This is a genomic window from Acinetobacter sp. P1(2023) (assembly GCF_028367635.1).
Lineage (GTDB): Bacteria > Pseudomonadota > Gammaproteobacteria > Pseudomonadales > Moraxellaceae > Acinetobacter > Acinetobacter pittii_E.
Genome location: NZ_JAQNDD010000001.1, coordinates 407,305 through 423,717 on the forward strand (window position 1 = coordinate 407,305; position 16,413 = coordinate 423,717).

Consider the following 16,413-nt stretch of genomic DNA (forward strand, 5'->3'; position numbering starts at 1 on the left):
CGTTTCATTAAGCTAAGTCTCTGACTTAGCTTTTAGAGAATTCGCCATGTCAGCATATACGATAATTTTTGCACCTATCGCTCAGGCAACTCGATCGGAACAAGTTGTAGAACGCTTGGAAAATGCAATTATCTCTGGATTGCTCAAAAGCAATGAACAGCTTCCTAACGAGGCGGATCTAGCCCGCTTAATGGGAGTGTCACCTATTACAGTACGTGAAGCGTTAAATACTTTACGCGTAAAAGGTCTGATTGATACACGACGCGGGCGAAACGGCGGAAGCTTTGTTTGTGAGTTACCTTCCGATTTACTCTTAAACAAACACCCTCTTCGCCAAGCGTCCAATGAGTATCTAGCTGATTTAGGCGAGTTTCATAGTGCAATTTTAAGCCATGGTGCATATTTGGCAGCACAAAGAACCACTGAATATGAACTAGGCAAAATCAAAGAACTTATTGATCAATTTGAACAGGCCGTTGAAGCAGACACACGTGCCCAACTTGATTTACGTTGCTTGTTAACACTCACCTCTTTTGCTCAATCAGCTCGACTGGCAAATCAAGAGTTAACCATACAAGCCGAATGGGCACCACTCATTGCTGTGCTTTACCAAGATGATCAGTTTCATCAATCGGTCGTCGCTCAATACCACCAACTTTTATCATCTTTTGTTCAAGGCAATGAAGATGATGCTGTTATTCAGGCACGAAAAATTATTTCGATGCTAACAGACCAAATGCTTCGATATAAGTTATCTATCGAATAAAAACAATAAAGTAGAGCGCTTATAAAGTATCAAGTGAGAAATACGGAATTTTAGGAGTTATAGGAATGACCCAACATTTAGATATAGAAGAGCTTCAAAATTTGTTAAAGACGGTGGTTGAGGAAACAACAGCCATTACAGAAAAGCTGGCGACCAAAGCAAGTAAAATTCTCTCAAAACATGAACCTGAAAAAACGAAAGACGTTAAGCTTTCAGGTTCAGAGCGTTCAGCTTTGCAAAAAGAAATTAAAAAAGCCTTACAGGAAAGCCATTACAGTCAAGGTATCGGCTTTGCAAGTTATAGCCCTGCAACGCAAGAAGAACAAGATTATTGGACACTCGAATGGTGGTATAAAAAAGAAGATCAATTGCAACAAGCTAAGCTTGAAAACTATCAGAATGCTCAGCGCTTTTTAGATTTTCGCTCTTTTGAATGGTTCCATAAACCTGCTCAAAATAAGAGTCCGTGCATTCATGGGCCTTATGTTGACTACATTTGCAATGGCGCATACACCATCACCCTTGCCCATCCGGTCATGATTCGTGATCAATTTATCGGCGTAATTGCTACCGATATTTTAGTTTCCGCACTCGAAAAAATTCTTATGCCGAAGCTTAAAAACATAAAACAAAAAGCAATTGTGATTAACGACTCTTCTCGAGTGATTACTTCAAATGACATCACAATCAGAACAGGCACATTATTTAAAGGCCAAAGCCCTGAGCAGGTTTTGTCACGGCCGTGTCAATCTTTTCAACTGGTCGTGATCTAGAGTGAAGTCAAAAAGTATAAATATTTGACTTTGCTTTAGGGCATTACCAAGGTAAAACAGCCACCCACTTTTGTACAAACTTTCTTCAAATAGACGTGTTTATTCAGGTCTAGGGGAAGTTTTGGCTCAAAAATAGCATCGCTTTTCCGGATGAAAAGCAAAACAACGAATTTGAGGTTGAAATGACATGGAAAATAAAACGTCTTCCTTAAAAAAACTGTCTCTTTGGCAAGTCACCATTATTGGTATTGCCTATATGACTCCTATGACGGTGTTCGATACTTTCGGTATTGTCTCTGGAATTACCAATGGACACGTACCACTGGCCTATTTACTTGCACTTGGTGCCATGCTACTCACCGCTTGGAGCTATGCAAGATTCAGTAAAAATTCAGAAAAATCAGGCTCGGCATACAGTTATACAGCTGAAAGTTTAGGGCCAAAAAGCGGTTTTTTTGTGGGTTGGTGTTCCTTACTCGACTATTTATTACTGCCCCTCATTAATGTTTTACTTGCTGCAATTTATCTCACAGCACTAATTCCAAGTCTGCCTTACTGGTTTTGGGTCCTTGTATCGGCGGGCCTAGTCACTTTAGTGAATTGTTTCCGCATTCGGTTACTCGCCAATTTGAGTCTATTGTTTGTATTTGCACCCATCATCCTCATGGTCATTTTTGTTTATTTGGTGATTAAGGGTATTGGCTCTACTCAAGGTTATGAGCATGTGCTTACTTTGGCTCCACTCTGGCATGAGCACCAATCTATACTACCGCTCGTTGCAGGTGCCTCAGTTTTGTGCTTTTCATTTCTAGGTTTTGATGCGGTTACTACGCTTTCAAATGAAACCAAACAACCTACCAAAAATATCCCCCGTGCGGTCATGTTAACGACTCTCGCTGGCGGACTTATTTTTTTCACAGCCGCTTGGTTTATTCAGCTTTATTTTCCAAATAATCTACGCTTTCAACATCCATCAGAAGCGCTGCCTGAAATTGTGCTTTACGTCGGTGGCGCTTTTTTCCAATCCGTATTCTTATGCGGACAAATTATGAACACTGTCGCCTCTGGTCTCGCTTCTCATGCCAGTGCGTCACGTTTACTGTATATAATGGGCACCGATAATATTTTTCCTAAAAAGTATTTTGGGACAATTCACATCTCCTTAGGTACACCGTTTTTTTCGGTTTTATTTGTTGGTCTTATTTCGATGTCCGCGGTTTTTCTAGACTTAGCCCAAGTCGTCAGTCTGATTAGCTTTGGTGCGCTAGTCGCTTTTACAGCCGTAAATTTCTCAGTTTTTATGAAGTTTTATATTAAAGATAAACAGCGCTTAGGGTTTAAAAATAAATTTCTAAACCTCTTTCTACCGCTTATCTCTGTGATCAGCATTATTTGCCTCTGGCTTAATCTTGACTCATCTTCACTGATTTTTGGATGTTTCTGGTTAGCTTTAGGTATTCTCCTATTTATCTATAAAACGATTAAAAAACAAAGCATTGCTATTAGTAACGCTTATTAATTTTTAAGGAACTTTTGTCATGAAAATTATTTCTAAACCTCAACTTTTAAAAGACGTGGAATATAAACCAAGTAAATCTCTACAAGTGGGCAAAGAGTGGAGCTGGTTAAATCCAAAACATGCAAAATTTGACGCAACCACTGTAGAAGGCACATCGGTAGATAATCCAGCGAACTACTATGAAAGCTCACTTTCTGATTGGCATACCTTTGACAGTTTAAAAGCTGATATTGAATGCGATGTGGTGGTTATTGGCGGTGGTTTATTAGGTTCATCTACGGCCTTACATTTAGCTGAACAAGGTGTAGAGACTGTTTTATTAGAAAAAAACTGTGTAGGTAGCGCAGCTTCTGGTCGAAATGGTGGACAACTCACCCCTGGTTTAGCTCGTTGGGAAGCCCAAGAAATGGCCGATCGCTTAAGCTACGAAGATGCCAAAAAACTCTGGCATTTTACCTCTACGGAAGCCATGCAACTCATCGATGACATCTCGGAAAAATACCAACTCAACTTTGACCGTAAATACGGTCACATTACTGCTGCTGTTCATGAAGGACATTTGGTTGGTTTAACACAAGGCGCCGATGCACGAAAATATTTAGGTGAAGACCATACCCGCATTGTGGGTAAACACGAACTTATGGACTTTCTTAAGTCTGATTATTACACAGGTGGTTTAATTGATGAGTTGGGTGGACAAATCCATCCTTTAGCTTTAAACCGCGGTTTAATTTATGGCTTTTGCAAAAATGGCGGTACTGTTTATGAACAAACAGAAGTCCTTTCAATAGAAGAAAAATCAGATGGTATTTATGTTCAAACAGCAAATGCTGTTGTAAAAGCTAAAAAGTCTGTGGTTTTGGCCGTACATCATGCTTCATTTAAACTTTTGTCAGAGCAAAACAATACCACTATCCCTTTCTATACTTATGTTGCAACGACTGCCCCGCTAGAGCTTGATACAAAAGAGCTTTTGCCATTTGGGCATCCAGTTTACGACACCCAGTTCCAGATTGATTACTACCGTCCCGTGTTTAATAACCGCTTATTATTTGGAGGCCAAGGCACAGGAACATGCTGGGGTCCAGAGAAAACTTTAAATTATCTAGAGCATCGCATTCATAGCGTGTTCCCGCAAATTAAAAATCTAGAAATGGATTTTGTCTGGAGTGGCACAACCGATTTAACCGTAAATGGTGCTGTCGACAGTCGTAAGTTTGGCAATAAATTTCCAATTTATGCTGTTCATGGCTGGAGTGGTCACGGCGTTGCACAGACTGTACGTATTGGTAAAGCCATTGCGAATGACTTTGTTGGGCAATCTAACGATTTTGAAATGCTATCTAAAATTGATCATCAAAATATTATGTTTGGTCGTACCCTTGCACCCGTTGTTATTCCGCTCGCAAAAAGTATGTATGGCATCGGTGCAATGATTAATCCGGGCAAAATGGTATCTTTCTAATTTATAAGATAACCAATTTTCAAAAAGGGATTCGTATAGTTTGTACGGATCCCTTTTATTTAGCTGAGTAAAATCCTTTTCAAACTAGGTTATCCCTAACCAATCTATTACAATAGCGCCAGCTTTTTTATTCAGCGCATATATTTTGAGCAATTCATCTTCCCAATTAAAACGCGGACTTAAAAATCGCCATATCCAGTTAATTGCCATGGGTGGTGCTGTCGGGACAGGTTTATTTTTAGGCTCTGCACAAGTCATCCAGTCTGCTGGTCCTTCTATTATTTTAGGTTATGCCATTGTCGGTTTGGTCGCATTTCTAATTATGCGCCAAATGGGTGAAATGATCGTAGAAGAACCTGTGGTTGGTTCCTTTAGTTACTTTGCACAAAAATATTGGGGCAAGTTCCCTGGTTTTTTATCGGGCTGGAACTATTGGGTGGTTTATATTTTGGTCGCGATGACCGAGCTGACAGCCGTTGCTAAATATGTGCATTACTGGTGGCCCCACATTCCTGCTTGGATATCAGCCTTATTTTTCTTTGTTTTAGTCACGTGTTTAAACTTAGGCAATGTTAAGTTTTATGGTGAATCTGAGTTTTGGTTAGCCATTATTAAAGTTGCAGCAGTCATTGCCATGATCGTGTTTGGCTTATATTTATTGTTCACCGCAGGTAATGATTCTATCGCTAGCTTTGCAAACCTATGGCAGCATGGCGGATTTTTCCCGCATGGGTTCTCGGGCCTATTTTATATGCTCGCCTTTTTAATGTTTGCCTTTGGCGGTATTGAACTGATCGGGATGACTGCAGCTGAAGCCGAAAATCCTGAAAAAAGCATTCCACAAGCCATTAATCAAGTCATCTTTCGAATCTTAGTTTTCTATGTGGCTTCGCTTGCCATCATTATGTCGCTCATTCCTTGGAATCAGCTTGATCTCGGTGGTTTAGATAAAAGCCCATTTGTGATGATTTTTAGCCAGCTTGGTATTGGCTGGGCAGCGCATTTGCTCAACTTTATTATTTTGACGGCTGCACTATCAGTGTATAACAGCGGTATGTACGCAAACAGCCGTATGTTATATGGCCTAGCAGTACAAGGTCACGCATCCAAAATTTTTACAAAAGTCAGCAAACAAGGGGTTCCAACACCTGCTGTTATCTTTTCTTCTATTCTGATTTTTGGTTGTGTATTACTGAACTATTTTATCCCAGAACAAGCTTTAAGCTATCTCATGTACATGGCTGTAGCTGCACTGGTTTTAAACTGGGCAATTATTAGCTTTACTCATTTAAAGTTTAAACACGCCATGAAGCTTGAAAATAAAGTTGCCAAATTCCCCGCTCTATTTTCACCTTTAAGTAACTATATCGTTTTGATTTTTATTGGCATGATTTTATACATCATGTGGACTCAAGGCTTTGAAAAATCGGTGATTTTAATTCCAATCTGGATTACCTTCATGTTTGGATTATATAAATTTTTAAGTTGGAAAAAATCAATCTAATCTTTAAAGAAGGCTTATTCAAACTGAATAAGCCTTTTATCATTTTACAGCTCATTACCCTAAATAACTTCAGAAAATTTACTAAAAAATCCCTTCACATTCTATTCATCATTATTGAAATGTTCTTTGATAGACACACTGATATGTCAGCCTTAGTCATTCTAAACATTAGTATTTAATGAGATAATTATTAAAGTACAAGTGTTTACATGATCTATAAATATTTGTGTCAATGTTCAGCTAAAATCAAAGCAGACCAGTTATCGTTGCAATCACTCAACAGGCAAAAGATACTCCATCGTAAGACAAGTTCTTTACCCACTTAAATGATTTAGCACCGTACTGTGTCTCTCAATGATGAAAGACAGGAAATTTTATGGAAAAAGCTCTGCAATGTCCTAAGTGTGGTTCTACAGAAATCGAAGCACGTGACCATGACAAATTACTTAGAACAACTGGCGGTGTTTTACTGACAGCTGCTGGCACAACAGCAGGTACGGTAGGTGGTGCAGCAACTGGCGCGACTGTTGGAGCAGCTATTGGTACTGTGGCTGGCCCTTTAGGTGTGATTGTTGGTGGAACTGTAGGGACTTTTGTTGGTGCCATTAGTGCAGGAATTACTGGTGGTGTCGTTGGTAATATTTTTGGTAAAAAAGCAGGCGTGATGATCGATAAAAATATTTTTCAAGACTATCGCTGTTTGAAATGTAAGTATCGTTTTAAGCAAAAGAAGTAAAACGAATTAAGCAGGAGAACTAGTTGCTCTAGCTCTCCTGTCTAACCAAAAAATTTAATAAACCATCTGGAATAATAATTTTTTATATAGCGCTCCATATAATTAATATATGAAGCAGCCTATTGTTAATAAAGTAACACTTTAGCTAAGACTTTAATTTACTTAGCTACTACTCCATCTTGTTGATACTTTGGTGAACGTGGACCATATAACAACCCCATACCTGGATTATAATTATTCGGGGTAAAAAGTTGAGTATTTACCATACTCGCTAATGGATAAGCGCGATCAGTTAAGCTGCCAGCAATCTGTTCCACTAAAGCACCAACGACCATTCCGATTAAACCCGCATTACCATCATTACTTGCTTGAACAAGTTTTTTCTCACCTGTCCAAATCACATCTCCAGTTTTTAAATCAACAAGCTTTGCATCAGCACTTACTGTCGCGACACTTTGAATTACTTGGTATTTAGAACCATATTCTTTAATTCGAATATATAAAGCTGCATCTGCACCAAAAATCTCTTGTAATTTCTGAGGTGCAATAGACTGAGCATCACTGCCATTAGTTACACCATTCTCTTTAAACATATTGTCTACGACAGAGATGGGGAAAACGTAATAACCAGCTTCTGCAACAGGTGCCACTACAGTAGGCCAATAACTATAAGTCGCTTTTACATCAGGCGAATCATTGACTGGCGGTAATACCAAAATCGATTTTGGCATATGAGCTTTATAAGCCGTAATATCTTTATTAGGCGGTGGAGTAACAGCACATCCCGTAAATGCAAGGCTAGAAATAACCAAACCAGCAATTAGAAATTTCTTCATCATGATTTTGTATACCCACCATTAGCATTCATTTTTTGCAATAAACGATCCATTAAAACTGTAGATTCCGGATATACTTGTCGTTCAAGTTGGAAATACTCGATTGCTTTTTGAGAGTTATTTTCTTGCAAATACAATAATCCTAAATGAGCATATAAACCTGGTGGAACAGCTAAGCCCTTACCTTTAGTTTTTTCAATTTCAGCTTCTAATTTTGTGATTTGCGTACTAGGTGTCGCTTTCTCAGGTGCGCTATACATCAAATAAGTTTGATGAGTATAAGTTCCCCAATTATATAAAGGTTGAGGACCAGCGGCACAACCAACCAATCCCATAGCAAGAAAACTGCTTAAAAGAATTTTTTTCATTTAACACATATCCAAAATTATTGAACTGACCAACGGTTATTTTGAATATCTGCCACAAGATTATTAACTGCTTCACGAACAGCTAAATCTAGTACCTTGCCATTTAAAGTAGAATCATAAGAAGCTGTAGAACCAAAACCTAATACTTCACGAGCACCTAATGCATATTCACCCGCACCTTGTACTGAATGCACAACTTCTGATGTTTTTACATCAACAATATTTAAATTAACTTTTGCATAAGCAACTTGCTGTTTACCGCGACCTAAAATACCAAATAATTGCTGATCACCGACTTCTTTACGACCAAACTCAGATACGTCACCAGTAATAACATAACGAGCGCCTTTAATAGATTGGTTTGTATTGCTATAACCAACTTCTTGTTTAATCTCAGATAAGTTGTCGCGATTTAAAACTGTAAAATAACCAGTTTGCTGTAAATGTGTCTCAAGAATAGTTTTCGCCTGTCCGCCTAGACGGTCTACATTATCAGAGAAAACACCTCTCATATAACTAGAGCGATTATCAAATTTACCAATCGAAACTGGAGCTTTTACTCCCGTATATTTAATTTGTGATGTAGCTACAGTTACTTGTGGGCTTTGTATTGTTCTTGAAGTTTCAGTAGTTGAACAAGCAATTAAACTGAAAGAACTCAAAGTAGTAATGATTAATATTTTTTTCATATTTACTCTATAATGATTAAAAAATATAAAGAATACATATTATATACAAAAAGACTATCAATTAATCTAACAATTTAACCATCGAGTAAAAAAATACTCCAACAACTTCTCCCTTTCCCCTACCTTATTTGGGTCTAAAAGCTGGATAAGTGCCCCATCAATCATAAATAAAATGATATTGGCATCAGGTTTTAAGGCACGACTTTCTAGACTAAATATCAGATCAAAAAGCTCTCGTAGCAGCCATTTTCTATAGTCAATCGCCATTTGATAGGCTCTCGGATAAAGCAGTTTTATTTCAAAAATGGCTTTAAATAGCAAAAAGTAAAAGCTATTTAAATCGACATGTAAAAGAAAAATTTCTTTGAGTTTATCGTGGGAATTTGGGTAGCGATGAGAATAAATAATTGCCAGCACTTCTTCTTTTAGCCGACTTTTTTGAAAGGCTATACATCTTTCAATGAGTCGCTCTTTGGACTGAAAATAGTTATAAAAAGTCGCTTTTTGAATTTTGCATTTTTTGATAAGAAGGTTTACCCCTGTATTGTGAAATCCGTAAAGATTAAATAGCTGAATTGAAGTACAAATAACTTGTAATTTTTTGGCAGATATTTCTGAATGAGGCATATTTTACCGTTTTAAAATAAGTTCTTGTTGTAAGTGAGATACTTTTTTGGGAGAAAAAAGGCATAGCAAAGCCGTAAAGACTGTGCTTGGCACATCTCAAGTTTTATTGTTGCTAATTTTTAGTCGTGACGATTTAAAGCCTGAAAACCATTAGGTGTTCAAACCGCTTTAACGTTTAAGTTGTGTCGATATAGACTTTGGCAAAGGCTGCCAAGAAATAATGAATGTGCAAAGCCAACTCCTTTTTATTGGGAGTTCTGCCAAGTCATTAAAATTATGGTGGCAGAACGAAAGGGGGTTCGCAGACTGGAAACAAAGGAACCAGCACACCCGAGGGTGTCCCCCTTCCGCCCTACCGTAGAGAAAAAGGGGGCGAACGAGTTCCCGACACACAAAATAAGAATTTTGCATATCGACTTTGTTTTCACGGTCTGCGACAACCGACTGGCAATGTGGCCAGCAGGCAAAGAATAGTGCTCTACCCTTTTACAGTCAAGCACACAAAATGACATTTGCTTTAAATTAGATCATTAAAAAGTAAGGATAAATAATGAATGAGTTATTGTTAAAATGGGGTTTATAAAGGGAAATCATTAGAGTTGAAACCAAGGTTTTTTTGGCTTAGCTCCAGTATATGCTGGGCTAACTTTAATTGGCCCCTGACCTTTTTCACATTCTTGCACACCCCACTCACTCGGGCGAAAACGCGCATTAGCTCCATCGGGTTCAGGTTTACCAAATTCTTTTGCAATATCATAATGAATGACTGGAATTTCAAATAACACGACGTCCCCACGAGAACAAGCGATAGTAGGATGCTTTGTGTCGTAAACCCATTTACCGTAACCATTTTCCTCATTAGGGTCAAAGCGCATAACTGGACCTATTTGCTGATCCCACGCCAATTCCATTCGAGGAGGCTCCATCGCGGTTACCCACATTCCTGCGACTTTTACAGGATGAGGGAAACGTACAGCCTGTAATCCCCGTAAACTAAAGGGTACTTGTGGCTCACCGTTGTCAAAAGCATCATAACGACTGATTAAGCTTCCTTTAGGAATCAACAGTTCTCCGTATTGCGCATCTTGAGATAAAATGAAATGACTACGACTTTCTTTATAATGCTCTTCAAGTGCAAACTCATACCCTACCGATGCAGTCATATAAAATAGATAACCTGCCCACAGATCACATATCAATGCCAACAGCGTAATGAATAAGATCTTTCGAGAAAAAAACCTTACAGGATTTTGAGCCTTATTTCGCCAAAAGAGAATTACTTTCACCAACAAGCCTAGTGTTAGAACAACACCAATTAATGGAGTAATAAACAATAGAAAAATTGCGAAAAAAGAGAATGGCTGTACTGGTATCATAATTTTTAAATCTTTAACTTCATATTTTTCTAAGGCGGACCGCTAAGAAAATTATATATATGTATATTAAAAAATAGGCATTGCTATTTAGTACTTACATACAAAATAAGAATAGTTACTTCCATTTTTACTTATGATTTTTTAAAAATATACATCTTTTCTCAATTTAATATGATTAGCCTGATATAAAGTATAAAAATTAAACGAATCCCATAACGCTAATCTAAATAAAAAAGCTAAGCCCCATCACCAAGGCTTAGCTTTTAAAATAACTTTTAAATTAAAAAAATTACTTATTTAATGTCTGTGAATTCAGAAACAGGTTTGTTCACTTCAACTTTAGTGCCACCGAATTTTTCGCTCACAAATTTTTGAACTTTAGGTAAGTGGTAAAGCTCACCAAGTTTCGTATAGATTGGGTCATTTTTATTTGCTTCAGCAACACCCAATAGGTTCACATAAAGCTTAGTAGACTGATCAATAGGCTCACGGAAGATTGCATCTTTCATTACATTTAAGCCACCTTCAAGCGCCAATGTATTACCAAGTACAATCGCATCTACATCATTTTTAACACGAACTGCCGTAGTCATTTGAATTGGTTTTAATTTCAAATTCTTAGGGTTTTCAGCGATGTCGTTCGTAGTTCCTTTTACAGGGTCAAAGTTCGGTTTAAGTTTAATCAGTTTAGCAGACTGTAATAATGTTAAAGCACGCGCTTCGTTGGCAGTATCGTTTGGAATAGCAATGGTCGCGCCTTGTGGGAATTCTTCAACAGATTTAACTTTATTTGCATAAATACCCATTGGTTCTAAGTAAGTTGTCGCAACAGCCGCAACTTTAGCAGTATTTGAAGAATTATAAGCTGCCAAATAGTTGAATGACTGGAACGCATTTACGTCTTGTTCGCCACTTGCTACAGATGTATTAAGCACAACGTAGTCAGTCAAGTTAGTCACTTCAAGTTTAATGCCCGCTTGAGCAGTTTCAGGAAGCGTTGCAACGTATTTCCATACGTCAGTATCTGAACCTGTTGAAACCAATTTAATTGTGCGTACTGATTCAGTTTTGTCTTTAGCTGGAGCTGTATTTTCAGTTTGTGCAGGTTGTTTGTTACATGCAGACAGTGTTAGTACAGATGCGCTGAACAGGACACTAAATAATTTTTTCATAGATATATCCTAAACTAGGAAATGCCTACTCTACAAAAGAGTGAGACATTACCAACCATTGGGTCAAATGCAATTTTTGGGTGGAAATAATATCCAGATATAGGGTTTAGAAGACTGAATTCAGCATTATTCCTTCCTTGAACTTACTCGCTGAACGATAGAATTATGTTTTGAATCAGTTTCTAAATATGGCCTCATCATATATCAATAAATGAATATTCTACAAATAACTTGTTTGATTCTGATATATAGGCTTGTTATTGCTAAGATATTGAAAACATAAAACATATTATATAAAGATAGTAATTTTGATTAAAATATACACTCGATTGATTTATATGAAATTTTCGGCATTTATTAGCAATATTTAAGCTAAATAGCATTGTAATTTTTATTTTAGGCATAAAAAAAGCCCCTGTTTTCACAGGGGCTTTTCGAATTTGGCGGAAGCGGTGTCCGTCAAATTAAAATAACAAAACACTGAAAAATAATGATAAAAAAATAAATATTAAGTTTTTTACTACTATTTTTACTACATCAAAACTCTACTAACTCATTTGCTCAATTCTTGTTCTTTCTAAACCAATACGAATATTCTGTACCATTATATTCTAGTCGGTAATGATTACAATAAATGTAGTTGTGGAATGATATCTGAAACTGTGAGAACCGAATATTCCACCTACATTTTATTTTACTAATTTTTAAGAGAAATATTAAATTTTTATGATTTTTGATATGCTTAACTTTGCAAGCTTCTCCCATTCAACTTTAAAAATTTGAAAAAGTATGGAATTAAAAAGTAAAATAGAATCACATCTAGCACAGCATAGTCCGTTTGAGACTATCAGTGAGTTCACTCAAAAAAAGTATCGTGATAAAGATACGGTAGAAGCATTTGTCCAATTACATAATGAAGGTAAATTAGACCTAATCGGAATATTTTCAAAAATAAAAAATGATAAATCAATTGATTTTTTTACGGTTCGATATTTATTTTCAGATGCTTTACCACACCTTAAAGATAGAAATATTCCAAGGTTATTAAATACTATCGAAATAATAATTATTGAAGCAGGTGATGATATAGCTTCACACTACCCATTAGAAGATTTTGAAAAATTATTAAATACAGATTTAGAGTTTAGCTGTCAAATAATTGAACATTTAAAAACCAATCAATACACTACTCGATTTCTTACAAAAGCCCTAATCTCTATTTCAAAGAAAGATTTAAAATTAACACTTGATAAAGCCGAAGAAATTATATCATTAGAAAACGAAAATCTTAGTGCAGATGTAATGTTAGCACTGGGTCAAATAAATTACTCATCAAATATATCACTTTTGGAAAGAAGCATCGAAATTATTTGTTCAACTTCCTATCAATCATCTAACGAAATACTAATTTCATCAATCTTACATTCACTAATTCAGATTTCAACAAATCATCTCAGTTCTTACGATATCATCCAACGTAACATATCTAGTATTATTAATCTTACCAATCACAGTATAAGAACTGTGCATGTATGCATGGTTCAACTTTTTTATCATATTGAAAAACTACCTAGAATTATAAAAGCATTGCTACTAGAGACTATACCTTTTATAGAATCATCTTCAACTGGAACGATTAAATATTTAGATATGCTATTACCAAAACTATTTAAGGAGAACTGCAATCAAGCTCTTACTTTATTAGAGAATTTTCTTACTCATACGGAATATAAAACTAGCCTCGATAATTTCAATACTTTTACTTCATACTTATTTAAAAATGAAAATCAAGATAAGCTTTCATTAATTTTTACACGATGGTTTCTTTCAAGAAAGATATCACTTAATTATTTTGCATCTGAGTTACTAAATAATCATGAGTTAGAAGCTCAATTTGATACAACTCAATTAATTAATCAATTTTCTCAAGATCACTTTTTTTTAGCAAAAAAAGCATGTGGTTGGTGCTTTATGAATCCAACTACTGCAATTTCATTAATATTTTCTGTTTTTAAAGTCTGTCCTGATAATCAGAATGAAAAAATAGCTGAAATAGTTTTTAATCCTCTTTGTATTAGCTATCCAAGTAAAGTGACTGAATATTTAAATAAATATAAAGAACTGTTGTCTACTGAGAAGCTACTATGTGTAGAGAAAATTTTAGAAAAACTGGAAAAATACCATCAAGGGCTTAAAGCTTCATATAGCTTGAAAGAGCTAAGGATAAGTCCATCAGAACATTTTGAGTACAGAAGACATCACCAACAAAGCATGAACAAAGCCTATGCTGAAGCAAGAAAAAAATCATTCTTTGCTGGTCTTTTTACGGAAAATACACTTCTATATGGTAAAAGCACAGCTTTCATAATTCAGACCTCAGAAGGAAGTCAAAGACAAACTATGCCATTACAGTCTTTTAGTCAAAAAATTGATTTTCCGTCTATGGAAATTTTGGATTCAACCTCACTACATCATTGTTTATTAAGTTTTAAAGTCGAAGGTTATTCAAAATGAAATTAATTATTAAAGACTATCTGGCTAGTTTAAAAGAAAGAAATGAATTAGATGTACTTTTACCTACCTTATTATCACAAATGGGTTTAACCATTCTTTCTGAACCAAGCATAGGAAATCGTCAATTTGGTGTTGATATCTCTGCTGTTGGATCAATCAATGGTGAACCTGAGAAAATCTATTTATTTTCAATTAAGGCAGGGAATTTAGGTCGTTCTGATTGGAATAGTGGTAATCCTCAAGATTTGAGACCATCTTTAGATGAAATCCTTGATGTCTATATCCCGACACATCTGCCTACTCAATACAAAGAATATCCTATTGTAATTTGCCTTACTTTTGGTGGTGATTTAAAACAAGAACTAGAAATTAATTTAAGCCAATATACACAAGCTAAGGAAAATGATCAGATTAAATTTGAAGTATGGAATGGTGATAGAATAGCTGGACTTTTAGAAAAATATTTGATTAATGAGCAATTATTTTTACAAGATGACTTAAAATCCCTATTAAGAAAGTCATTGGCAATGGTTGACCAACCTGAAGTTTCTTTCAAAAATTTTTCTTTACTAATTCACAAACTTTTTGAAAATATTGAAAGTAGCAGTATAAAAAATCAACTAACAACAATACGCCAAAGCTATCTAGCATTAGGAATTCTTAACTCTTGGTGTAACTCTGAAGATAACATAGAAAGTGCATATTTATCTGCTGAAAGGTTAATCCTTTATAGTTGGGAAATTGTGAAATTAAATATCTCAAAAAGATCAGCAGATGCAAAAAAAATTAAAGATATATTTAAATCATTAATTTTACTATACCTTTCAATTTCAGAATCTTACTACAATAAGATATTACCTCACCTGAACTCTTTACATGCTATTTCAAATGCAGTTAGAGGAAATTGTGATGTAGATATAAATTTGAAATTATTTGATATCATCGGAAGAATTTCTCTTTTTGGAATTTGGTTAGAATGGTGTTTTACTAGAATGAATGCGCACTCTCCCTCTGATAAAATATTAAATGATTCTTTTAAAACTTATAGTGAAATTTGTGATTCAATCAAGAAGTTAATTATAAATAACCCATTACTATTCCACCCATTCAAAGATGAACAAGCAATAGATATAGGACTGACCTCATACTACTTACTACAACAAGATGGTAATGATGGTGACCTATCTGGTTGGTTATCAAGAATAACACAAACTATAAATGGAGCTTTTGCCCACAATTGGAAATATCCAACTAATATTCATGATTATTTAGAATTAGTCCTTCATCCTGAAGATGATAGTGATAATTACAGGCAGAGTGTTACTAAAGGTTCTATACTTTATCCACTATTAGCTTTTTTTGCATTTGTCTTTAAAAATGATGAAATGAATGTAACAATTAAGGGAATAGTAGAAAAATATATTCCTAAATGTACTTCACAAATCTGGCATCCTGATGCAGATTCAGAAACACATTTTTATAAGAATTCTGATACTCATGGATTATGTCTTACGGGCATCACTTATGAAAATATTGACTCTGCCTTTAACCAAATTAAGGCTAATTGCAAAATAGATAAAGATATCACTGAACTATCTGCAATCAAATATGAACATTTCCCAATCATTCTTACCGCATGCCGTCATTATAGATTACCGATTCCTTATCATTTCTTTTTTCAGACATTAGGAATAGATATTTTTGCTGATATACAAGAAGATACTTTCCAAAAGGAAGGATAAAAATATTAGATACTCTAAAATTTGCCTTTATGTTTGTTTAAATGAAATATGCTAATTCTAGATAGGCACTTCGTATTAACATTCATTGAATGCTTGTCATATTTACTGATTGATTTATTGAACTATAAAACTATTACTTCCTTGCTTAACCTCTGGCATTGAATGACTTAACCAATGCAAGTGTCGAGCCAGTATGTTCCGAATCTATGCCATCTAAGTCTCTCTCAGCTAAGAATGACGTAAACTCTTCAAATGTTGTAGGTTCTGTCATGGGTCACCTGATGAAGGATGTTTAGTGTCCATTGGGACACCTAAAAGAACTCTTT

14 protein-coding genes are annotated in these 16,413 nt (G+C 35.6%); 8 read left to right on the forward strand and 6 right to left on the reverse strand.

Annotated elements, in window-relative coordinates; all coding sequences use genetic code 11:
• Positions 1-46: 46 nt before the first annotated feature.
• The 6 genes from POD11_RS01875 (at position 47) to POD11_RS01900 (ending at position 6,763) form a co-directional block, all read left to right on the forward strand.
• Positions 47-766 carry a FadR/GntR family transcriptional regulator gene (locus tag POD11_RS01875; RefSeq protein WP_002120532.1) on the forward strand — a complete coding sequence of 240 codons (720 nt, stop codon included), beginning with the start codon at positions 47-49 and terminating at the stop codon, positions 764-766.
• A gap of 65 nt (positions 767-831) precedes the next feature.
• Entirely contained in the window at positions 832-1,539 is a 708-nt protein-coding gene (locus tag POD11_RS01880; RefSeq protein ID WP_032054838.1) for a cache domain-containing protein, read from the forward strand.
• A 187-nt stretch (positions 1,540-1,726) separates the two neighbouring features.
• Positions 1,727-3,058, forward strand: coding sequence for an APC family permease (locus POD11_RS01885; RefSeq protein WP_262456119.1), 1,332 nt, complete (start codon positions 1,727-1,729; stop codon positions 3,056-3,058).
• A 19-nt stretch (positions 3,059-3,077) separates the two neighbouring features.
• Complete coding sequence (locus POD11_RS01890; protein ID WP_262456120.1) at positions 3,078-4,523, forward strand: NAD(P)/FAD-dependent oxidoreductase; 1,446 nt, start codon at positions 3,078-3,080, stop codon at positions 4,521-4,523.
• Between the two features lie 145 nt (positions 4,524-4,668).
• Positions 4,669-6,027 carry an amino acid permease gene (locus POD11_RS01895; RefSeq protein ID WP_262456121.1) on the forward strand — a complete coding sequence of 453 codons (1,359 nt, stop codon included), beginning with the start codon at positions 4,669-4,671 and terminating at the stop codon, positions 6,025-6,027.
• Positions 6,028-6,403: 376 nt separating this feature from the next.
• Complete coding sequence (locus POD11_RS01900) at positions 6,404-6,763, forward strand: hypothetical protein (protein ID WP_016141827.1); 360 nt, start codon at positions 6,404-6,406, stop codon at positions 6,761-6,763.
• Between the two features lie 158 nt (positions 6,764-6,921).
• Here the strand turns inward: POD11_RS01900 and POD11_RS01905 are convergent, their stop codons facing one another.
• The 6 genes from POD11_RS01905 to POD11_RS01930 all read right to left on the reverse strand — a co-directional run bounded on the left by POD11_RS01905 (position 6,922) and on the right by POD11_RS01930 (position 11,831).
• Positions 6,922-7,602 carry a DUF799 domain-containing protein gene (locus tag POD11_RS01905; RefSeq protein ID WP_262456122.1) on the reverse strand — a complete coding sequence of 227 codons (681 nt, stop codon included), beginning with the start codon at positions 7,600-7,602 and terminating at the stop codon, positions 6,922-6,924.
• Positions 7,599-7,967, reverse strand: coding sequence for a DUF4810 domain-containing protein (locus POD11_RS01910; RefSeq protein WP_031947715.1), 369 nt, complete (start codon positions 7,965-7,967; stop codon positions 7,599-7,601). The genes POD11_RS01905 and POD11_RS01910 overlap by 4 nt, the downstream gene beginning before the upstream one ends.
• Positions 7,968-7,984: 17 nt before the next feature.
• Positions 7,985-8,656: a CsgG/HfaB family protein gene (locus tag POD11_RS01915; protein WP_262456123.1), complete on the reverse strand. Its 672-nt coding sequence runs from the start codon at positions 8,654-8,656 to the stop codon at positions 7,985-7,987.
• A gap of 66 nt (positions 8,657-8,722) precedes the next feature.
• Positions 8,723-9,283: a TetR/AcrR family transcriptional regulator gene (locus POD11_RS01920; RefSeq protein WP_262456124.1), complete on the reverse strand. Its 561-nt coding sequence runs from the start codon at positions 9,281-9,283 to the stop codon at positions 8,723-8,725.
• A 593-nt stretch (positions 9,284-9,876) separates the two neighbouring features.
• A complete protein-coding gene (locus tag POD11_RS01925) occupies positions 9,877-10,617 on the reverse strand; it encodes a hypothetical protein (RefSeq protein ID WP_239970402.1) in 741 nt (246 codons plus the stop codon).
• A gap of 335 nt (positions 10,618-10,952) precedes the next feature.
• Complete coding sequence (locus tag POD11_RS01930) at positions 10,953-11,831, reverse strand: MetQ/NlpA family ABC transporter substrate-binding protein (protein WP_239969537.1); 879 nt, start codon at positions 11,829-11,831, stop codon at positions 10,953-10,955.
• Positions 11,832-12,620: 789 nt separating this feature from the next.
• On the opposite strand from POD11_RS01930, the gene POD11_RS01935 reads away from it, so the two are divergent.
• Entirely contained in the window at positions 12,621-14,345 is a 1,725-nt protein-coding gene (locus POD11_RS01935) for a hypothetical protein (RefSeq protein ID WP_262456125.1), read from the forward strand.
• Positions 14,342-16,087, forward strand: coding sequence for a hypothetical protein (locus tag POD11_RS01940; protein ID WP_262456127.1), 1,746 nt, complete (start codon positions 14,342-14,344; stop codon positions 16,085-16,087). Before POD11_RS01935 ends, POD11_RS01940 begins: the two co-directional genes overlap by 4 nt.
• Positions 16,088-16,413 lie beyond the last annotated feature (326 nt).